Origin of the sequence: Rhodococcus sp. GA1, assembly GCF_024321955.1 — a bacterium.
Classification (GTDB): Bacteria; Actinomycetota; Actinomycetes; order Mycobacteriales; family Mycobacteriaceae; genus Rhodococcus; species Rhodococcus pyridinivorans.
Window position 1 is genome coordinate 123,061 of the sequence record NZ_CP097186.1, and the last position, 19,564, is coordinate 142,624.

The 19,564-nt window shown below is 68.4% G+C and carries 16 protein-coding genes and 2 pseudogenes; 12 read left to right on the plus strand and 6 right to left on the minus strand.

Annotation, left to right across the window (positions count from 1 at the left end; all coding sequences use genetic code 11):
• Positions 1-67: 67 nt before the first annotated feature.
• From M3330_RS00620 to M3330_RS00640, 5 genes and pseudogenes are all read left to right on the plus strand, one after another.
• Entirely contained in the window at positions 68-1,114 is a 1,047-nt protein-coding gene (locus M3330_RS00620) for an isopenicillin N synthase family oxygenase (RefSeq protein WP_219129984.1), read from the plus strand.
• A gap of 36 nt (positions 1,115-1,150) precedes the next feature.
• Positions 1,151-2,137 (plus strand): isopenicillin N synthase family oxygenase, encoded by a 987-nt coding sequence (locus M3330_RS00625; RefSeq protein ID WP_071934951.1) that lies wholly within the window; start codon positions 1,151-1,153, stop codon positions 2,135-2,137.
• 8 nt (positions 2,138-2,145) lie between these two features.
• On the plus strand, positions 2,146-2,577 hold the full coding sequence (locus M3330_RS00630; RefSeq protein ID WP_042329013.1) for a VOC family protein: 432 nt from the start codon (positions 2,146-2,148) through the stop codon (positions 2,575-2,577).
• A 125-nt stretch (positions 2,578-2,702) separates the two neighbouring features.
• A complete protein-coding gene (locus M3330_RS00635) occupies positions 2,703-3,344 on the plus strand; it encodes a helix-turn-helix domain-containing protein (RefSeq protein ID WP_071934950.1) in 642 nt (213 codons plus the stop codon).
• A 520-nt stretch (positions 3,345-3,864) separates the two neighbouring features.
• Positions 3,865-4,355, plus strand: a pseudogene (locus tag M3330_RS00640) (transposase); the annotation flags it as partial.
• A gap of 39 nt (positions 4,356-4,394) precedes the next feature.
• Here M3330_RS00640 and M3330_RS00645 read toward each other — a convergent pair.
• Positions 4,395-5,644 (minus strand): IS3 family transposase gene (locus M3330_RS00645; RefSeq protein ID WP_219129554.1). Its coding sequence is split into 2 segments (ribosomal slippage): positions 4,395-5,314 and positions 5,314-5,644, totalling 1,251 coding nucleotides; the frame shifts between segments, so codons are not numbered across the junction.
• Between the two features lie 61 nt (positions 5,645-5,705).
• Between M3330_RS00645 and M3330_RS00650 the strand changes: the two are divergent.
• A pseudogene (locus M3330_RS00650) lies at positions 5,706-5,897 on the plus strand (IS256 family transposase); the annotation flags it as partial.
• Positions 5,898-6,059: 162 nt separating this feature from the next.
• Here the strand turns inward: M3330_RS00650 and M3330_RS00655 are convergent.
• Positions 6,060-6,431 carry a helix-turn-helix domain-containing protein gene (locus M3330_RS00655; RefSeq protein ID WP_006551996.1) on the minus strand — a complete coding sequence of 124 codons (372 nt, stop codon included), beginning with the start codon at positions 6,429-6,431 and terminating at the stop codon, positions 6,060-6,062.
• Between the two features lie 80 nt (positions 6,432-6,511).
• Here M3330_RS00655 and M3330_RS00660 point away from each other — a divergent pair, with 80 nt between their 5' ends.
• The gene (locus M3330_RS00660; RefSeq protein WP_024100879.1) at positions 6,512-6,922 is read left to right on the plus strand and encodes a RidA family protein; all 411 of its coding nucleotides are present in this window, start codon (positions 6,512-6,514) and stop codon (positions 6,920-6,922) included.
• A 10-nt stretch (positions 6,923-6,932) separates the two neighbouring features.
• Here the strand turns inward: M3330_RS00660 and M3330_RS00665 are convergent, their stop codons facing one another.
• Positions 6,933-7,286 carry a Zn-ribbon domain-containing OB-fold protein gene (locus tag M3330_RS00665; RefSeq protein WP_071934941.1) on the minus strand — a complete coding sequence of 118 codons (354 nt, stop codon included), beginning with the start codon at positions 7,284-7,286 and terminating at the stop codon, positions 6,933-6,935.
• 488 nt (positions 7,287-7,774) lie between these two features.
• Between M3330_RS00665 and M3330_RS00670 the strand changes: the two genes are divergently transcribed.
• The gene (locus M3330_RS00670) at positions 7,775-8,020 is read left to right on the plus strand and encodes a hypothetical protein (RefSeq protein WP_219130361.1); all 246 of its coding nucleotides are present in this window, start codon (positions 7,775-7,777) and stop codon (positions 8,018-8,020) included.
• Positions 8,021-8,027: 7 nt separating this feature from the next.
• Here the strand turns inward: M3330_RS00670 and M3330_RS00675 are convergent, their stop codons facing one another.
• Complete coding sequence (locus M3330_RS00675) at positions 8,028-9,356, minus strand: CdaR family transcriptional regulator (RefSeq protein ID WP_219130360.1); 1,329 nt, start codon at positions 9,354-9,356, stop codon at positions 8,028-8,030.
• 218 nt (positions 9,357-9,574) lie between these two features.
• Here M3330_RS00675 and M3330_RS00680 point away from each other — a divergent pair, with 218 nt between their 5' ends.
• The 4 genes from M3330_RS00680 to M3330_RS00695 all read left to right on the plus strand — a co-directional run bounded on the left by M3330_RS00680 (position 9,575) and on the right by M3330_RS00695 (position 17,844).
• The gene (locus tag M3330_RS00680) at positions 9,575-11,065 is read left to right on the plus strand and encodes a TIGR02677 family protein (RefSeq protein WP_255029060.1); all 1,491 of its coding nucleotides are present in this window, start codon (positions 9,575-9,577) and stop codon (positions 11,063-11,065) included.
• On the plus strand, positions 11,062-12,456 hold the full coding sequence (locus tag M3330_RS00685) for a TIGR02678 family protein (protein WP_006551991.1): 1,395 nt from the start codon (positions 11,062-11,064) through the stop codon (positions 12,454-12,456). Before M3330_RS00680 ends, M3330_RS00685 begins: the two co-directional genes overlap by 4 nt.
• Positions 12,453-16,613, plus strand: coding sequence for a TIGR02680 family protein (locus M3330_RS00690; RefSeq protein ID WP_255026668.1), 4,161 nt, complete (start codon positions 12,453-12,455; stop codon positions 16,611-16,613). Before M3330_RS00685 ends, M3330_RS00690 begins: the two co-directional genes overlap by 4 nt.
• A gap of 76 nt (positions 16,614-16,689) precedes the next feature.
• Positions 16,690-17,844 (plus strand): beta-mannosidase, encoded by a 1,155-nt coding sequence (locus tag M3330_RS00695; RefSeq protein WP_255026669.1) that lies wholly within the window; start codon positions 16,690-16,692, stop codon positions 17,842-17,844.
• A gap of 9 nt (positions 17,845-17,853) precedes the next feature.
• On the opposite strand, the gene M3330_RS00700 is transcribed toward M3330_RS00695, so the two are convergent.
• Positions 17,854-18,249 (minus strand): tautomerase family protein, encoded by a 396-nt coding sequence (locus M3330_RS00700; RefSeq protein ID WP_200360097.1) that lies wholly within the window; start codon positions 18,247-18,249, stop codon positions 17,854-17,856.
• A 52-nt stretch (positions 18,250-18,301) separates the two neighbouring features.
• A complete protein-coding gene (locus M3330_RS00705) occupies positions 18,302-19,480 on the minus strand; it encodes an NAD(P)/FAD-dependent oxidoreductase (RefSeq protein ID WP_255026671.1) in 1,179 nt (392 codons plus the stop codon).
• Positions 19,481-19,564 lie beyond the last annotated feature (84 nt).

Genomic DNA, 19,564 nt, shown 5'->3' on the forward strand with positions numbered 1-19,564 from the left:
CTACATTCCTTTGATGAATACACATTCCGACAAGACTTGCGACTACCGAACTGAAATGGAGGAGCACATGAACACCCCCGCCTTCGAGGTCCCCGTCGTGGACATCTCGGCCTACACCAGCGCCGGCACCGCCGAAGAGCGTGCCGCCGTCGCCCGCGCCATGGACAAGGCCTGCGCCGCCGTGGGATTCATCCAGATCCTCGGCCACCAGGTCCCCGACTCCGTCGTCACCGGCCTCAAGGAGGCGGTCGACGACTTCTTCGTCCTCCCCCTGGAGGAGAAGAAGGACTACGTCGTGCCGGGCAACCGTGGCTACAGCCCGCCCAAGAGCGAGTCGCTCAGCCTCAGCCTGGGAGTCGAGTCCGCGACCCGCATGAACGACTTCTTCGAGGCCTTCAACGTCGGCGCCGAGGCCGGCTGGTTCGACCGCCTCGACCTTTCCGACGACGACTACGGCGTCAACACCTGGCCCAACGTCGACGGGTTCCGCACCAAGGTCGAGGCCTACTACGACCACGCCGCACGCGTCGCGCGCACGCTCACCACCATCTTCGCCGACGCCCTGGGCGAGGACTCCGGCTTCTTCGACTACCTCACCGACCACTCCGTCGACGTGCTCCGGATGAACAACTACGCCCTCCCCGAGGGCACCGACGTCTCCCTGGACGGCGACCTGACCGGGATGGGCGAGCACACCGACTTCGGAATCGTCACTGTGCTGTGGGCCGACCAGGTCGCCGGCCTCCAGGTCCTCGCCAAGGACGGCACCTGGCACGACGTCCAGCCCATCGAGGGAGCGCTCCTGGTCAACCTCGGCGACCTCACCGCCCGCCTCACCAACGACCAGTGGCTCTCCACCCTGCACCGCGTGAAGCCCCCGGTCATCGACGGCACCATCCAGCGCCGCCGGTCGGTGGCCTTCTTCCACGACGGCAACATCGACGCCACCATCTCCACCCTGCCCAGCCGTCTCGACGCCGACGGCGGACTGGCCTACGAGCCCATCCTGGTCAAGGACCACATCGCCGCCAAGCTCAACGGCTCCCAGTACGGCAAGGCCAACACCGCCGCCGTCCGCGAGGCCTCCCGCGTCCTCGCCGCCCAGAACGCCTGAACCCAGCCCACGCCCACCCGGAAAGAGACCCAGCCCATGTCGAACACACTGACCGACGTCATCCCCCTGATCGACCTCGCCGACTGGCGCACCGGCGACGCCGGCGTCCAGGCCGCCGCCGCCGCGAAGGTCGACCAGGCCCTGCGTGACTCCGGCTTCCTCATGCTCGCCAACCACGACGTCGACCCGCAGCTCGCGGCCGACCTCCGCAGCGCCGCCAAGGCCTTCTTCTCCCTGCCGCGAGAGACCAAGGCTCGCTATGAGACCACCGTCGGTGGCCGCGGCTGGCTGCCCAGCGGGAAGGAGGCGAACTCCTTCGCCGGCGAGGAGGCTGACAAGGCCACCCCCGACATGAAGGAGAGCCTGACGATGGGCCGCCCGTACGCCACGGGCAACCCCACTCTCGACAGCACCGCCTTCGCCCCGAACGTGTGGCCCGACGAGGTGCCCGAGCTCGAGCTCCTCGCCACCACCTACATGGAGGCCATGTACGGGCTCTACGACGAGCTGCTTCGCATGTGCGGCGAGGCCCTCGGGCTCGGCCGCGAGTGGTTCATCGAGCGCTGCGCCAACGGCACCCGGACCCTCAACATCAACCGCTACCCCTCCCTGGAGGAGACCGGCGTCCCCAAGCCCGGCCAGTTCCGCGTCGGCGCGCACACCGACTGGAGCATCTTCACCCTCCTGGACCGCCAGCCCGGCTACGGCGGCTTCCAGGTCCAGCTCAGCGACGACGGCGAGTGGCTCGACGCGCCCTTCGTCGAGGGAACCCTGCTGGTCAACATCGGCGACCTCCTCGCCCGCTGGACCGGCGACCGGTGGCGCTCCACCCGCCACCGCGTCCTGCCACCGCAGGAGTCTGCGCCGGCCGAGGAGCTGATCTCCTTGATCCAGTTCTGCGACGCCAACGTCGACGCCATCGTTGAGACGATGCCCGCCCCGATCGGCAGCGGCACCACTTACGACGCCGTCCTGGCCGGGGAGTACCTGCGTCAGCGCGCCATCCAGGCGACCGTGAAGTGAGCACCGACGTGAACACCGAGACAGTCCCCGACGCCAACCCCGACACCAAGGCCGGTGTCGCGCTCTCGTTCGTGACCCTGGTCTGCCAAGACGTCGACGAGGTCTCCAACTTCTACGCCGAGCTCTTCGGCCTGGACCACGTCACCTACCTCGAGGGCGACTACTTCCGAGCCCTCCAGCTCGGAGGAACCATCCTCGGCTTCAACACCCCCGTCGCCTACGAGCTGCTCAACCTGCCCGAGAGCGACCTGTCGGCCTCCGCGCCGTCGTTCTGGACCTTCGAGGTCGACTCCGAGGAGGCCGTCGACACCCTCGCCGCAGCCGCCGTCGCAGCGGGCGCGACCTACCGCAAGGAACCTTTCCGGACCTACTACGACGCCTGGCAGGCGGTGCTGCTCGACCCCGAGAAGAACGTCTTCCGGATCAACAAGTCCGCCTGAGTCAGCCCACGGTGCGGGCGAGGCCTCTGTCAACGACGCCAGAGCCCTCGCGCGCACCGTGGCAGTGAGACAGGTCGGTAGACTTCCGACGCCCGCTGGGCACCGCAGTCCGTAGAGAGAAGTCGATGTTGCAGGCACCGTCGCCCGTCGTCCCCGCCCGAGCCCGGGAGTTCGTTCTCATGGAATCCGAGGAAGCCGTATCCGACGCCGTTGCTCAGGCCGTCGGCGAGCGCGTGAAGTACTGGCGAACCGAGCGCGGTCTCCTGATGCGCGAGCTCGCCGACGCCGCCGGCATGAAGCAGCCCTTCCTCAGCAAGATCGAGAGCGGCAACGCCTCACCCTCCATGCTGAGCCTCTACCGGATCGCCACCGCCCTGAACATCACCCCCGGCGACCTCCTCCCAGCCGTCGCCCCGCAGCCTGGCGCGACCGTCATCCGAGCCGAGGAGGGCCGCATCGTCGCCGGCACTGAGCAGTCCAGTGTCCCGGTTCGATTGGTCGGCGGCTCCGAACAGCACTCCTTCGAGATCTCCGAGATGGAGTTCACCAAGGACCAGAACAACAATGAGTGGTTCGACTACCCCTCACCAGCGGCCACCTACCTCATCGAGGGACAGCTCAACGTCATCATCGAGGGCGACACCATCCATCGCCTGAAGCCGCGAGACACGATTTTCTACCCCGCCCGCATCCGCTCCAAGTGGGAAGCCGTGGGCGACGAGACCGTCCGCGTCCTCCACATCGTGACCCGGCCACGCCAGGCCTGACCTAGGGTCGGTGCTCGGTTGACGGACGGCGCCGGTCGGACGCTGGAGTAACCGGCGGCACCGAGGCTCGCAGCCCGTCTGTTGCCCACCGTGCGCAGCCCTGCACGTTATCCGCTCGTCCCGGGCTTCTTCGCCGCCGGCGGCGGCCGGCTCAGACACGCCACGTGCTGGCGAGCTGGCGGTCTTGCGGGAGAACGCCTACTCGCCGGTGACCACGGCTTCTGGCCACTGATTGCAACGCTTATCCCGGCGTCCACATGAAGCACTACGACATCGGCCTGGCACGGCCTGCGCCAGATCGCGTACTCCGACATCGACGGCAGATAGGCCGCTGCCGGGATCCCGCCTTTACCGGGTTCAACCACCCCGACACCCGAGCCCACTAGGTCGTAACCACCATCGACTTCTGCTGATAGTCGAAGTAGGCACCTGAGGTGATCGCTTCGTACTGGTGACTTGACCCCGGAGTGTGGACACGCCAATCCCGGTTTGATGCCGGGGGAAGCGAGACGATCCACGTATGGCACGCAAGACCTACAGCGAGGAGTTCTGCCGCGACGCGGTCGACCTCTACGCCACCACCGACGGGGCGACGGTGAAGCAGATCGCCTCCGACCTCGGCATCACCGACGCGACCCTCTCGACCTGGCTGAAGGCGGCGGGAGTCGCGGTCCGGGGCCGGACCCCGAAGGACCCTCCCGAGGGCAGCTGCGGGCCGGAGTCGCCGGCGCAGGAACTGGCCCGGCTGCGGCGTGAGGTCGCGGACCTGAAGGCTGCCAAGGACCTGCTGTCCACCGAGCGTGACATCCTCCGTCGGGCCGCGAAGTATTTCGCCGGGGAGACGCGCTGGTGAGTCGCTTCCAGTTCGTCGCCGACAACTCCGCCATCTTCGAGGTGAAGCGACTCTGCACGGCCGTCGAGATCAAGCGGTCCTCCTACTACGCCTGGAAGGCCGGCACCCCGGCACGCGCCAAGCGGGCCGCCAGCGATGCGGCACTGGCGGCGAAGGTCGGGCGTGGCCCCTGAAGAGTGGACACTTGGGTGTGTTCGTTAGGCGGCCTGATCCAGGGTAGACATGCGGTCGGTCTCGTAGTCAATTGGTGATCGGTTCTGCAATGCCGAGTGCTTTCTACGGGTGTTGTAGCGGGTGATCCAGCGGAAAACCTCGGTGCGGCATTGTGCTTCGTCGAGCCAGCGTTTCGCCCCCTGAAGCGTCTCCCGTTTCAAGGACGCGTTGAAGGACTCGGCCATCGCGTTGTCGGCGCTCGACCCGATTCGGCCCATCGATTGCCGCACGCCGTGCCGGCGGCATGTCGCCTGGTAGTCCGAGGACGTGAATTGACGTCCGTGATCCGAGTGGAAAATTGCTCCTTCCAGCGATCCTCGTGCCGCGGCCGCGTTGTCGAGCGCGTTCTCGACGAGTTCGGTACGCATGTGATCTGCGATCGACCAGCCGACGAGGCGCCTGGAACACACGTCGATCACGGTCGCCAGGTAGAGGAACTTACCGGTGCCCCTGTGTGGAAGGTAGGTGATATCGCCGACGAAAACGCTCCCGGGCTCGGCAGCGGTGAAATCGCGCTTGACCAGGTCTCCGAAGACCTGCGCCCCAGGATCTTTGATCGTCGTGTTCTTCGGTTTACGCAGGTGCACGCCGACAATGTTGTTGCATCGCATCAACCGCGCCACCCGCTTGTGGTTCACCGTGCCCGGCACCTGGTCATCATCGGCCAGTTCGGCGGTCATCCGCCGGTAGCCCAGCGTGTGGTCCCATTCCTGGTGATGGGCACGTATTCGGTCCACCAGCGCCGCATCGGCCTCCTGCCGGGCCTGGCGTGCCGCCTTTCCGGCTCGCCACTTGTAGTAGCTCGACCGGTGGATGCCGAGCACCGTGCACATCCGCTTCACCTCATGGGCGTCTCGGTGGTCATCAACGAACCAGAAGCGGATCACCAGTTCGTCTCTGCCGCGAAATACTTCGTGGCCTTGCGCAGGATGTCTCGCTCCTCGCTGAGCCTGTCGTTTTCCGCGACCAGAGCCTGGTTGCGGGCCCGGACCTGCTCAATCTCGGCTTGCATTCGCGCGAGTTGATCCTGCGGCGTCTCGGAGGCCCCGCGCTCTGGCGTGGCCTCGGACTGCGCCGACGCGGCCTTCTTACGCGCCTGGTGCACCCATGTCTTCAACGACCCCCGAGCGACTCCCAGATCCGCGGCCAACGTCGAGTACGACGCATCCGGACGAGTCTCGTAAAGCCGGACAGCATCGGCTTTGAACTCATCCGAGTACTTCTTCTTCGTCATGATGATGTCCTGCATTCTCCGGCCCAGTATGGGCCAGTCTCAGCGTGTCCACCACCCAGGGGCTATCCCCGCCCGCTACCGGCGGGCGATCCGCGCCCGTGGGCATTTCCCGACCGAGCAGGCCGCGCTGAAGTGTCTCTATCTCGCGACGCGGGCTCTGGACCCCACCGGTCGGGGTAGGGCACGATGGGCGATGAGGTGGAAGCCTGCCCTCAATGCCTTCGCGATCACTTTCGAAGGACGCATCAACTAACCGATGCCAGGCCGGATCCACCGTTTATCGGACACTCCCGGTCCGCCCACTCCGCCCGAATCCGGTGCTGGCACCTCGCAACGTGTACGAAGCGAAAGCCCGACGATGGCAGGTGGAATGGCCTCGATTGGTCGTCGAACCGTGGCCCGAGCGCTGACATCCTCATTCGCCGAGATCCTCGTCGAATCTGCGTCGCGCTTCCTCGATGCGAGGAAGATTCGTCGACGCCCACATCAGCAGAGCGTCGATCGGTTCCCGCACCGTCTTCCCCAGTGGCGTGATGCGGTATTCGACCGCGACGGGACGGGTGTTCACCACCCGGCGTTCGACGATTCCGTTGCGTTCGAGTCTGCGCAGCGTGGTCGTCAGCGATTTCTGCGTGACCTCGGGAACGGCGCGCCGCAGCTCGTTGAAGCGGCGCGGAGCCTCGCACAATTCGGTGAGCACGCTCAGGGACCACTTGTCGAGGATCTGCCCCAACAGTTCCCGGTGGGCGGCGACGGCGAGCAGATCGTGGTCAGCGGTATCCGACATGAAACCTGGTTTCGTTGAAGTGACTTCCGGATACCAAGTATAAATCAGATACCATTTGGTTCCGACCCCAGGAGAACTCCGTGTCCGTCACCCTGTTCAGCCCCGAAGGCACGCTGCCGAACGCTCCTTACCACCACGTCGCAGTCTCCACCGGCACGCGACAGGTCCATCTCGCCGGACAGGTCGCATACATGCCGGACGGCTCACCGATTCCTACCGAGCTGGCCGGTCAGGTGGCCCAAGCGCTGCGCAACGTCGCACGAGGCCTGGACGGAGCCGGCGCGACCTTCCGCGATGTCGTGCGCCTGACGTTCTACGTCACAGACTGGCATCCCGAGAAGATCGGACAGTTCATGGCCGGTGTGCAGGCCGTCGCGCAGGAGATCGATCTGCCCGATCCGATGCCGCCGGCATCGCTGATCGGTGTCGCGGCGCTCTACGAACCTGTCGTGCTCGTGGAGATCGAAGCCACCGCGGTTCTCGAGGGATGAGCGTCGTAGATCAGGCCGCGCAGATCCCGAAGACGGGGAATCCGTCGTCACCCGCAGTGGACCGGAACGCGACCCGCACCCGGGCCTCGGCGCAGTCGGGGAACGATCCTTCGATCTTCGAGTAGAGCCATGGCCCGTCGTCGAGTTCGACGATCGCGAGGGTGACCACGCTGTCGTCCTGCGCGCCGTCGTCGAGCGGTTCGACGACCTTCCAGGACACGATCGAGCCGGTGCCGGAGCAGCGGGCGGACTCGAGGTTCGCGCCGCCGCAGGAGGAGCAGCACGCTGTCTCCGGAGCGTGAAGCGTCGTGCAGCTTCCGCAGCGCAGGATCGTCATGCAGTTCTGCGTCGCGTGGGGCGCCATCGCAGTCCTTCCGTCAACGGAAAATGTCCGAGCCACGAAGCGGTCCGTCGTAGAGGGGGGCGGGACCCCGACGGGCCGATGACGTAGCTCCGATCATCGGCCCCCTATTCGAAGGTAGGTCGACTCGGGACCTTTTCCATCGGTACGCGAGCACACAGATCGTGGGGGTTCGCTGGTCGCAGCGCACAATGCCGGGTCGGTCGACAGGGGCTTTCGGGTCGTTCGGGCCACCGGATGTCACTTGGACAAGCGCCGAAAAAACCTCCCTACCTGCAGATCTTCCCTACTTCGGCGTGTTCCAGCTCGCACCGGCACCCAGTGCCACGCGCGGACACTGTGCGCGCAGCCCGAACCACTACCGAAACAGTGTGCAGCCGCACCGGTGAACCGAGGGACGTTCGTCCTTCACGTGGAAGACAGCGGCACCCGATTCGCCGGGTCGACTCGCCCGCAAGCTCGGTCACTCCAACGCCGCACACTGCGCGCTGTTGCCCGGCAACGCACTCGAAGCGCTGGCCGGCCTTGCAGGACGTCGCCAGGAGTCGGGGCGATCGGCCCGCCGACGCGGATATGTCGGGCATGCCGCCCACGCTCATCCAGGTCGGCTCGCACGAATTGTTCTTGTGGACGCGGAGTCGATGGCCGACCGTCTCGCCGACGCCGGTATGGCGTGCGATCTGCAGATCGGCGAGATCGGACGGTTCGTTCGCAGCACCGTGCCCGGCTCCCGCTGACGCGCAGTCAGCCGGACGCGGGCGGAATCTCCGAATTGGGTGCGAGCACGGCGGGGCCGAGCCAGTGGCACAGCGCCAGCGCGTTCTCGAGGTCGAGCCGACACTCGCGGACACTGTGCCCGATCTGCCCCTCCGCCTTGCTGATCCGGTAGGCGACCGAATTTCGGTGCAGATGCAGCCTTTCCGCTGTGGCGACGAAACTCCCTCCGCTGGAAAGGAACTCCCGCAGCGTGTGCCGCAGTTGCGCAGCAGCGGGATCGTCGGCGGCGAGGCGACCGAGCACATCCCCCACCCAGCCGCGGGCCCACTCGAGATTCGTGCACATCAACGCGACCGCGCCGACCTGGTCGATCGAGACGAGACGCGGACCCGGCAGCGCCGATGTCAGAGCCACCTCCCGCGCCTGCGCCGCCTGCCGATGGGTGCGGACGAAACCGTCGATCCCCTCCTGCGGTGCGCCGACGGCGACACCGACAGGTCGCTGCCATGCCGCGACGATCCCGGACAGTCCTCTCGGGTCGATGCGATCGACCGTGCCGAGCGGGATCCATGCCCAGGCGGTGTACTCGTCGAACTGCTCGAACAGCACCCGACCTCCCCGCCCGAGATGTTCGGCCAGAGTCGTCACCGCCTGCTCGAGACCGTTCCATTCGGTGCCGGACCGGTCCCCACCGACCACCTCGATATCGTCCGTCCAGACGATCACCCCGAGGTGGCGCTGGCCGAGCCGGTAGCCGAGGGTGCGCTCGACGTCCCCCACCTCGATCGGTCGTCCGGCCAGGATGTCCTGGATGCGGGCGGTCCGGGAAGCGTTGCGGTTGAGCAGCCAGGTGTCGCGCTCGGTCTCGTAGACCCCGAGCAGCTTCTGCGACACCCCGTCGATCCCGGCGGAGAGTTTCATCAGGATCTCCACGCCCGCCTGCATCACTGCCGCGGCGTCGTCGCTGAGTCCGGCCAGCACCTCGAGGCACCAGCGCATGATGCTGTCCTGCGCGAGCCGGTTGCTGCGGTCGACCACCGAGACGGGGAATCCCTGTCGGGCCAGCATGCGCACCAGCGAGTAGGACGCCGCCGGGATCTCTATCTCCTCGAGGTCGTCCCGCAGGAACCGGGTCATGGCTGCGACGCCTTCCTCCGCGGCCTGGGCGAGGGAGCGGCGGGTGTGGCGGTCGGTGGACATCGCCTCGATCTCGGCCGAGATCCGCTCGGTCATGTACTGCGTGATCTCGGCGTGCCGCGTCGTCGACAGGTCGGCGACCGCCTCGATCAAGGCACGCGTGGCAGGTCCGGGATCGCCCACGCTGTGGGTGTCCTGTCCGATCTCGTGAGGATTCATCGTGTCCGATTCCGGAGGCTACGGCGTCTGTCCGAGTGCACTGCCTTGCCGAGCGCACCGCCTCGACCGTAACGGCTCGGGACGGGCCGCCACCGCGGATCGGGGCGTCCCTCGGGCAACGATCATGCCGACACTCACGCCGGGTATTGTCCGGACCCGTCGGTTGCGCCGCCTAACCTGTCACGGTGAGTGAATCAGGCCGAGCGCGGTTCGGCGCGATGGAGGACGCCTTGGTGCGGGACGACCGCCTGCGCCTGTTCTCGTTCGCGACGGCCGAGAAAAGGGGGCACTACCTGTGGGTTCTGCGCGCATTCGATCACGCGCGCGGCAACTACTCGGTGCTGTTGCACGCCGGCGACGTCGAGAACGTCCTCACCCGGCTGCCCGGCGCGAGCGGCGACGACGTGCCCGATTCCTCCGAGATCCCAGCGCTGCTCGAGCAGCTGCACGCGTGGGGTGTGCTCGAACGCAGCTACGACGGATCCCGGGCAGCGACGCTCGCCGAGTACCGCAACCGGCACTACGTCTACCAGTTCGGGCAGGCGGGCTACCGGGTGTTCCGCGCCGTGGAGGACGTGTTGTCCTCCCGCGGGGAGGACGTCTCGCTGTCACGTCTGGCCCTTCCCGATCTGCTTGCCGATCTCAACGATCTCGCCGACGCGAACGCGGCCGGCGACGGCGAGCTGGTCTACCGGAAGTTGAGCCGCCTCGACGCGACGTTGTCGGACATGGCCGAGCGCGCCGCCCGTTTCTATCTCGTCCTCGGCGAGCTGGTGCGCACCACCGAGGTCACCCCGGAGACCTTCCTCGCGCACAAGGACGCGCTGCTCACCCATATGCGCGAGTTCAGCACCGACCTGGCCCGCTACGCCCCGAAGCTTTCCACGGCGCTCGACCGGGTACAGGCCACCGGGGTTCAGAAGCTCACCGCGGCCGCGGCCCGGCACGACGAGCGGGTGCTGCTCTCGTTCGAGGAACGCGAAGCGGACTGGGCGCAGCGCTGGTGGGGCGTCGAACACTGGTTCGTCGGTGTGGGCTCCGAACCGAGCGAATCCGAACGCCTGCGCGGCGCGACCATCAACGCGATCTCCGCGGTGCTCGGGCTGCTGCGCCGGCTCACCGAGCAGCGTCGCGGGGGTGTCAGCCGCGAGTCGCAGCTGCGGCATCTCGCGGGCTGGTTCGCTGCCGCGCCGTCCGAGGAGGCCGCGCACGCACTGTTCGATGCGGTGTTCGACCTGGGCCGGCCCCGACACTTCTCCGTCGCCCATCCCGATGCCGACATCGTGCCGGTCACCCGCTCGTGGTGGGAAGCGCCTCCCGTGGAGATCGCCCGCACCCTCGCCGAGACCGGCCGGCGCCCCGCAGCGGGAGCGCCGGGGCGGATCCAGCGCAACGACGCCGGAGTACGGCGGCTGCGCGAGGCGCAACTCGAGAAGCAGCGTCGCCGGGCCGAAGCGGCGCGTTCCCTCGCCGCCGGAGGGGTGCGCGAACGGAAGCTGAGCGAACCGGAAGCAGAGGTGCTGTTGAGCCTGCTCGACGCCGCACTGTCGGCCCGCGTGCCCGTGAGCGGGCGGGTGCGCAGCGACGATGCGTCCTCTGGTACGCAGAACGGCGTCAAGCTCACCCTCCGACCGAGCGGCGAGTCGACGGTGGTGCACACCGCGCGCGGGCGCCTGTATCTCGACGGTCTGTCGGTGGAGGTGCGATGAGGGCGCGTTCGATTCCGTCCGTCGAGCTGGATTCGTATCAGCGCGCCGCGCGGCTGGTGCTCACCCACCACCTCGTCACCGCGACCTTTCCCGACCGGTCGGCGCTGGCGACGGTGCGCCGCTGGGCCACCGAGCTGCGGGAGGATCTGCTCGCCACCTTCGGATACCGGCTCGAGGTCACCGAGACCACCGCGCGGCTGTTCACCGTCGCCGATCGCCTCGACGCGGGGGCGGGCACGTCGACGCACACCGGCCGGCCGTTCGACCGGCGCCGCTATGCCTATCTCGCGTTGGCGATCGCGGCGCTCGGTCGCGGCGCCGGGCAGATCACGCTGTCCGAACTCGCCGAGCACGTCGCGTCCGAGGCGAGCCGGGTGGACGGTGTCGAGCTCGACACCGAACGTGCCGCCGATCGCGATGCCTTCGTCGATGCCGTGACCTGGCTCGGCGTGCGCGGGGCGATCACCCTCGCCGACGGTGATGCGGGCAGGTGGGCGAGCGATCCCGACAGTGGTGAGGCGCTCTACGACGTCGACCGCGCGGTCGTGCATGCCCTGTTCCGGCCACCGCGGGCGTTGCAGCACCTCGAATCGGTGCGCGGTCTGCTCGGCAATGCCGGTGCCCCGCAATCGGACACGGCGGAGGTCCGGAGGCGGGTGCGACGCGCACTGGTGCAGCGTCCCGTGGTGTACGCCGACGATCTCGACGACGACGAAGCGCTGCAGTTGGCGTTGCCGCGCACCACCGACGAAGTAAAGTTGCTCACCGGCCTGGTGTGTGAGCGTCGCGCCGAAGGTGTTGCGCTGGTGGATACCTCGGGACGACTGTCAGATGTACGGTTTCCGAACACGGGGACGGTCGCGCAGGTCGCGCTGTTGCTGGCCGGGGAGATGTGCGATCGCGTCCTCGATCCCGACGCCCCTGCCCCACCCCGGATACCCGTACCTGCACAGACACAGGACGCTCTCCTCGCGGCCGTCGATTCCGCGATCCCGAGGTCGACGGTGTTCACCCCGCTCGCGGCGTCCGACACCCCGATCCCCGACGAGCTGGAGCAGGACGACGCCGCTCGTGCCCCGCTCGAGCATCCCTTGCTCGAGGATTCGTGGCTGGCGGGCACGGTCGGGCGTCTCGTCGACATCTACGGCCGGACCTTCGCCGCGCAGTGGCAGGCCGACCCCGCGGGACTCGCCGAGGCCGCGGTGGACATGCTCGATCGGCTGCGGCTGGTGGCCCGGGTACCCGGCGGGGTGCTCGTCCTGCCCGCGATCGCGCGCTTCCGCGGCGTGACGGTCAGTGTGCGCGAACGTGATCCGGAAATCGACCTGTTCCCCGAGACCACCCCGCCGACAGTCCCCGCACCCGATACGAACCCGACGGAGATCTCATGAGCAGCGCCCGATTCCGCCCCACGCGTGCCGGGATCATCAACCTGTGGGACTACCGCGACCAGGAGTTCTCGTTCGCCGACGGACGACTGGTGCTGCGCGGACCGAACGGGTCGGGCAAGACGAAGGCGCTCGAGGTGCTGTTCCCGTTCGTGCTCGACGGCCGGATCGAACCGCGACGTCTGAACCCGTTCGCCGGCGAGGAGCGCACCATGCGCTCGAACCTGCTGTACCGGGGGCAGGACAGCGCCCACTCGTACGTGTGGATGGAGTTCTGCCGCGGCCGCGCCGACGACCCGGAGGCCGTCACCATCGGCATCGGGATGCGCGCCACCCGCGGCAACGACAAGGTCACCCGCTGGCATTTCGTCGTCGACGGCCGTGTGGGAGTCGACTTCTCGCTGCTCGACGACGAGGACCGACCGCTCACCCGCAAACAACTGGTCGATCAGATCGGGGCCGACGCGATCGCCGATCGTCCCGTCGACTACCGGGCGGCGATCGACGCGCGCATGTTCGGTCTGGGCGCACAACGCTACGACCAGCTGATCAACCTGATCCTCACGCTGCGCCGCCCCCAGCTCGCCAAGAACCTCGACCCGAAGGGCCTCTCGCAGGCGCTGACCGACGGTCTTCGCCCCCTCGACGACGATCTCATCGTCGAGGCCGCCCGCTCGTTCTCCGCGATCGAGGAGGTCGAACGCACCCTCGAATCCCTCGCGGCCGCCGACGATGCGGCGCAGCAGTTCGTCAAGGTGTATTCGAAGTACATCCGGCAGCAGGCCCGCACCGCCGTCGACAAGGCCGCCACCCGTCTCGGGGTGGTGGACACCGCGGTGCGGTCGCTGCGTGAGGCGGCCGAGGCCCGCACCGAGGCCGCCACCGCACGCACGGCCTCGGAGGAACAGCTCCTGGTGGCCGAACGTGACCACGAACAGGCACGCACCACCCTCGAGGCACTGCACCGCTCCAGCGCCTACGAGGGCAAACAGCAACTCGACGACCTCGCCTCGGCGGTGAAGAACCTCGAGCGCACCACCGCCGCGCAGGCCGAGCAGGCGAACCGCGCCCAGGCCGTCGTGGCCGACCGGCTCCGCGACCACGACAGTGCCCGCGACGCGCTCGAGACGGCGACGGCGGCACGTCGTCGCGCCGAGGACGGGCTGAGTGCGGCGGCCGAGGACGCCGGCATCACATGGACCGGTCTCGACGGCATCGAACGGACCGAGCAGCTCAGCGCGGCGATCGACGCGCTCGCCGAGGAACGCGACGCCGACGTGCGCGTGGTGCGCAGCGCACTGTCCCAGCTCGACGGTGCCGCCGCTGCGCGGTCGCGGGCCGAGGCTGCCGCGCTGCGTGCTCGCGCGCAACGCGACACCGCGTCGGCCGCGGTGGAGGCCGGCGAGACCATGGTCGAGCTGTCCCGCAGCGAGGTCGCCGCCGAGCTGGGCCGGTGGTGGTCCGATCGCGCCGAGACCTTCGCGGCTGTGGGCCTGTCCACCCCGGTCTTCGAGGCGCTCGACACCGCCTTCGGCACCGTCGGTCAGGACGATGCCCTGTCCCCGGCGGCGGTGTTCGCCGAGCACACCGGGCCCGTGCTCGACGACCTGCGGTTCCGGCGTCGCGTGTGCGGCGCGGAGATCGAATCGCTCGGCACCCGGATCGCCGAACTCGAGGCCGAACGCACCGCCGTCGCAGCCGAAAGTGACGACGCTCCCCCGACCTTCCCGGCCCGCACCGGCAACCGCGACGATCTCGTCGGCGCGCCGCTGTGGCAGCTCGTCCGCTTCCGCGACGATGCCTCGGCGCAGGACGCCGCCGGTATCGAAGCGGCCCTGCAGGGCGCGAACCTGCTCGACGGGTGGATCACCGACGGCGTCGGCGACCTGCCGGACATCGAGTCGGAGCAATTGTTGGTGCCGCTGGCACCCGGGCACCGGCCGAGCGGTCCCACGCTCGCCGATGTACTCGTTCCCGAAACCGACACGGCCGTCCCCGGGGAACGGGTCGCCGCGGTGCTGTCGTCGATCGCATGGGCCACCGATCCCGGCCCGGACGCGCGGGTGTCGGTCGATGCGCACGGTAGGTTCCGGCAGGGAGTGCAGCTCGGTCGCCACGTCAAGGAGCAGGCCGAGTTCATCGGAGCCACCGCCCGCGCCCGGCGGCGGCAGCGTCGCATCGTCGAACTCGAGACCACCATCGCCGAGTGCCGAGCCGACGTGGCGTCGCTGCGCGAGCAGGATCGCGAGATCGGCGACCGGCTCACCGCACTCGACGAGGCCGTGAAGTCGTTGCCGCGCACCGGATCCGTGCTCGCCGCGCTACGCAAGGTCACCGAATGCGCCGGCGCGCTGCGGACCGCATCCGAATCCGCATCCGCCGCCGACCGCGATCTGGACCAAGCGATCGCCGCGGTCGCCACCAAAGAACAGCACCTGCGGTCGACGGCCGGCCGACACCGGGCACCGCTCACCGCGACGGAACTCGACAGTCTCGATGCGGCCGTGCGGCACTTCCGTTCGCAGGGCCAGGCCTTGCAGCGCGCGCTGCGCGAGCAGGTCACCTGCGGTGATCGCCTCCGCGACAACGACGTTCGCCTCGACGAGGCGCGGGTCTCCGCCGAGAATGCGGCCGAACTCGCGGCGGAGAACGCCGAGACGCTGGCCAACGAGCAGCAGAAGCTCGAGACGCTACGCGAGTCGATCGGGGCGAGCGCCGACCGAATCGATGCCCAGCTCGACGAGGCCCGGCGCCGAATCGAGGCGGCGAAGACCGCCGAGCGGACCGCACGTAAGGCCCACGAGTCGGCGCTCGAGCGGATCGGCAAGGCCGAGGCCGCCCACACGGGCGCCGAGCAGACACTGCGGTCGGCGCTCACAGAGGCCCGCGCCGACGCCGATGCTCTGGCTCCCTTCGCCCGCCGCGACCTGCTGACCCTGCTAGGCGCGGAGAGCGAGCACATGTGGCCGTCCAGCGCCGCCGCGTGGCTCGACGCCGATCAGCTGACCTATCGGATCCGGCAGTCCCCCGACGACACCGTCGACGTGCTGCCCACCGAGGTTGTCGCGTTGTTCCGGGCACTCGACGCCGCCACCGACTCGGTCACGGCCTCCGAGTCGACCCGCAAGTCCACCGCGTCTGCACTGACCTCCGCGCTGCAGGAGTTCGACGCCGAACTCGCCCGGGGTCGCGACTACCGCCTGCATTGGGACGCTGCCGACGGCATCACCGTCGTGCAGGTACAGGACGAACAGGGCTACACGTCCGTCGCGGCGTTCGCGCAGCGCATCGCGCGGGCGCGGCAGGAACAGGAGACCCTGCTCACCGACTCCGAACGGCGCATCCTCGAGGACGCGCTGCTCACCGGTCTCGCGCAGCAGATCCACGAGCGCACCGTCGACGCCCGCGACCTCATCGCCCGGATGGGTACCGAGATGCGGCAACGGCACATGTCCTCGGGCAACACCATCGGGGTGCACTGGGTGCTCGCCGACCATCTCGACGAGCCGGCCCGGGCGGTGTGCAAACTCCTCGACCGCGACGCGTCGATGCTGGCACCGGACGATCTCGCGGGGATCCGCGCGCATTTCGCCTCGCGGATCCGCGCGGAGCGGGCCGCGCATCCGGAACGGTCGTACCCGGAGATCCTCGCCGCGACGCTGGATTACCGCCGGTGGCGGGTGTTCTCGTTCAGTCTCGTCGGTGCGGACGGCAGCGAGGACCGCCTCACCCCGGCCCGGCACTCGGCGTTGTCCGGTGGCGAACAGTCCGTCTCCCTGCACCTGCCGTTGTTCGCGGCGGCGCACGTGATGCTCGATTCCGCCGACCCGCATGCGCCGCGCCTGCTCGCCCTCGACGAGGCCTTCGCCGGCGTCGACGACACCGGTCGCAGCGAACTGCTCGGCCTGTCCGTGCAATTCGACCTCGACCTGTTCATGACCGGTTTCGACCTGTGGATCACCTATGCCGGTGTGCCTGGCTGTGCGCACTACGACCTGTCGCATTCGGTGGCCGAGCACACCGTCGCCACCACGCTGCTGGTGTGGTCCGGTGGCGAACTGCTCGCCGAGCACGACGGGTCGGATCTGGAGAGCGCGCTCGGATCCCCGCGCACCCGACGGATCACACGCCCGGTGGAAGGAGCCCTCGAGTTCGCATGATCATGACGACGGTCACTACGGCGTGTTCCTCCTCGATCGAGGCTCTCACCTGCGCCGCGGACCTACGATGCGGAAGATGACGAGGCTTCGGGTATCCAGACTCATCGTCGGCGCCGCGACCGTGGTCGGGCTGCTGCTGGGCACGAGCCCCGCGGCAGCGGCACCGGCACCGGCACCGGGCGCGCGGGTGACCGCGTCGCCGGACGGTTTCGCGCTCGACGGTCGGGCCTGGTGGCCCACCGGGTTCAACGCCTACCAGCTCGCCACCGACTGGTCGGTGAACTGGGGATGCGGAGCGATGGTGAACCTCGACGCCTATTTCGGTACGTTGCCCCCGAATTCGCTCACCCGCTTCAATCTCTTCCAGGCGCTCGCCGTCAACCGGTTCACCGGGCAACTCGACTTCGGACCGATGGACGCGGTCTTCGCCGCGGCCGAAGCGCATGATCAGATGCTGCTGCCGGTCCTGGCACCACAGGACGGCGCATGCGAGGACGAGGTCTTCAAGGGACGGCAATGGTACGTCGACGGGTGGACCGAATTCACCCCGGGACACGAAAAGGTGGTGATGAGCTACCGGGACTGGATGCACACCGCCGTCGCCCGCTACCGGAACTCACCATCCCTCGCAGCATGGGAACTGGTCGGCGAACCGGAGACGAGTTCATGCACCGACCCCGCGTGCCACTGGTGGACCCGGTCGTGCGAGCCCGGCGCCGCGCAGGTGCTGCGCGACTTCTTCGACACGGCCGGAGCCGAACTGCGCGCCGTCGACCCACGCACCCTGATCACCGCGGGTTACACCGGGGGCGGTCAGTGCGGCACCCAAGGTGACGAGTACCAGTTCGTCAGCGCCTCCCCCTATGTCGATGCCGTGCAGTACCACGACTACGGCGCCGACGGCGTGCCGTTGCCCGGCGATCAGTGGAACGGTCTCGCCCGGCGGGTCGCGCAAGCCGCAGCCGTCGGAAAGCCGTTGCTCGTGGCGGAGATCGGTGAGCTCGCCGGGTCCTGCGGGTCGCTCGGTGACCGCGCCGACCACATCACCACAAAGATCGAGGGCCAACGCGCCGCCGGCACCGCAGGTGCACTGCTGTGGGCGTTCGTGCCCGACCCGAGGGAAGCCGACTGTACCTACGACATCGGATTCGACGACCCGTTGTGGGATGTGGTCGAGGACCTCGGATCCGTCGAACCCTCCACTCTCCCGAACGCGCAGTTCTCTCCGTAAGAGCAGTCCTCACACATCGACGGTGAATCCGAGATCCACATCGCACGCGGCCTGCCCGGCGCGGATCCCCCAGCTCTCGGTCGGGATGTCGCGCACGATCACGGTCACGTGGTCGGCAGGAATCGCGAACGCGCCGAGCCGCTCGGTGATCTCGCGGTAGAGGCGCCGCTTGGCGTCGACGCTGCGCCCGGCGAAGCAGTCGACGATCACGAGGGTGTAGAGCTCGGGCGATGTCAGGGTCGGCGGCACCGCGAAGCGTTCGGGTTCGTGAACCACGAGCCGGATGTGCTTATCGGCCTCCGGAATCCGGAAGGCGGCGACGAGCGCGTCGTGGACGGCGTCGATCATGCCGGTCTCGACCTCGTGGTCGTGGCGGGTGCGAACCTCGATGAGCGTGCTGGGCATCCGACACTTCTACCCGTCGGAGAACCCCTGTGCAACCTCGTGGGGCAGGTCGTCACCCATCCGCCGCGCCGGTCCCCAATCGGTCGCCGTCGCGGATCGGGAGCGCACGTAGTTCGGCAATGCGTTCATCAGCCGTGCCTGCCGTGCCTCGACCGCTCTGATCGAGTGTTCCGCGGCGGGCCAGTGCTGGGCGAGCAGTTCGTAGGCCACACGGCCGAAGAACATGCCGTCGATGCCGGCGAGGACGTCGGCCATGTGATCGTCGAGGTCGTCGTCCGCGACATCGGTGTGCGGGCACGAATGTCGTCCGACGATCGGCGGCCCCAGCAGGCATGCCGGCGATTCTCCGGTGTCGCCGCAGGTTGCCCACGCACACCCGGCCCACGAGCGCGGGATGCATCAGATGTCCGGGCGGATCCATCAGGCTGCTGACCCGAAGGAAACGGTCGACGACCACGGGATCGTTCTCGGCCGCGGCCAGGACCCGCGCCACGTACGCGTTGCCGAGTCGCGTCTGCACGCTGCGGGGTCCTTCGACTTCGGGCAGCGCGAGGTCGGAGCCGATCGCGAGCTGCCACGCAGCACCGATCGGTTTCTTCGCGGCCCGGAAGAACCTGCGGGACAGGTCGTCCTCGTCGAGGGGTTCGGCGGTCCGGAGCGCGGCCACCACGTGGTCGGGTGCGTACGCCTCCACGGCGAAGATCATGCCGCCCAGGCTCGGTGGCGGTTCGCGACCGGCCATCGCAGCGACCGTGAACAGCCACATATCGTTCTTGTAGTCGAACAGCGCCATGCCCGCCGGACGTCCCGGCACAACACCGATCAACACCATCTTCTCCATCGGTGTGCCCGGCGCGAGTCGTAGCAGCCGGCTGCGGTATGCGACGTGGACGACGACGTGCTCTTCGACCGGTCGTCGGTAGCCGAGTTTCTCTAGACCCGCCGGGGTGCGGGCGCCCCGTCCCATCGCGTCGACCACCAGATCGGCCGTCATGATCCGAACACCGTCGCGGCTGCCCACCTGCACCCCGGTGCCCCGGCGGCGGTCGGGTGTCGCCGTCAGGTCGCCGACGTTGTGTCCGTCGAGGAGGGTGATGTTCGGGATGGCGCGGACGCGTCGCCGGACATGGTGTTCGAGCAGTGGCCGACTCGGCACGTAGGTGGCTCGACGGTCGCGGAAGCGACGGTTCTCTGCACCGGACGGGAGGACGTCGCGGTCGACGACCGTCACCGCGTCGTAGGACTCTGCCGGCGCACGGGCCGCGAGCAGACCACCGACGCTCGCGCCCAGAACGATTGCATGGTCCCCGATCTT

What these genes read in the sequence shown, in the direction of transcription:
- M3330_RS00620 (WP_219129984.1), top strand. Translation starts at nt 68, where the DNA reads ATGAACACCCCCGCCTTCGAGGTCCCCGTCGTGGACATCTCGGCCTAC.
- M3330_RS00625 (WP_071934951.1), top strand. Translation starts at nt 1,151, where the DNA reads ATGTCGAACACACTGACCGACGTCATCCCCCTGATCGACCTCGCCGAC.
- M3330_RS00635 (WP_071934950.1), top strand. Translation starts at nt 2,703, where the DNA reads ATGTTGCAGGCACCGTCGCCCGTCGTCCCCGCCCGAGCCCGGGAGTTC.
- M3330_RS00655 (WP_006551996.1), bottom strand. Translation starts at nt 6,431, where the DNA reads ATGTCGGATACCGCTGACCACGATCTGCTCGCCGTCGCCGCCCACCGG.
- M3330_RS00665 (WP_071934941.1), bottom strand. Translation starts at nt 7,286, where the DNA reads ATGGCGCCCCACGCGACGCAGAACTGCATGACGATCCTGCGCTGCGGA.
- M3330_RS00675 (WP_219130360.1), bottom strand. Translation starts at nt 9,356, where the DNA reads ATGAATCCTCACGAGATCGGACAGGACACCCACAGCGTGGGCGATCCC.
- M3330_RS00680 (WP_255029060.1), top strand. Translation starts at nt 9,575, where the DNA reads ATGGAGGACGCCTTGGTGCGGGACGACCGCCTGCGCCTGTTCTCGTTC.
- M3330_RS00685 (WP_006551991.1), top strand. Translation starts at nt 11,062, where the DNA reads ATGAGGGCGCGTTCGATTCCGTCCGTCGAGCTGGATTCGTATCAGCGC.
- M3330_RS00690 (WP_255026668.1), top strand. Translation starts at nt 12,453, where the DNA reads ATGAGCAGCGCCCGATTCCGCCCCACGCGTGCCGGGATCATCAACCTG.
- M3330_RS00695 (WP_255026669.1), top strand. Translation starts at nt 16,690, where the DNA reads ATGACGAGGCTTCGGGTATCCAGACTCATCGTCGGCGCCGCGACCGTG.
- M3330_RS00700 (WP_200360097.1), bottom strand. Translation starts at nt 18,249, where the DNA reads ATGCCCAGCACGCTCATCGAGGTTCGCACCCGCCACGACCACGAGGTC.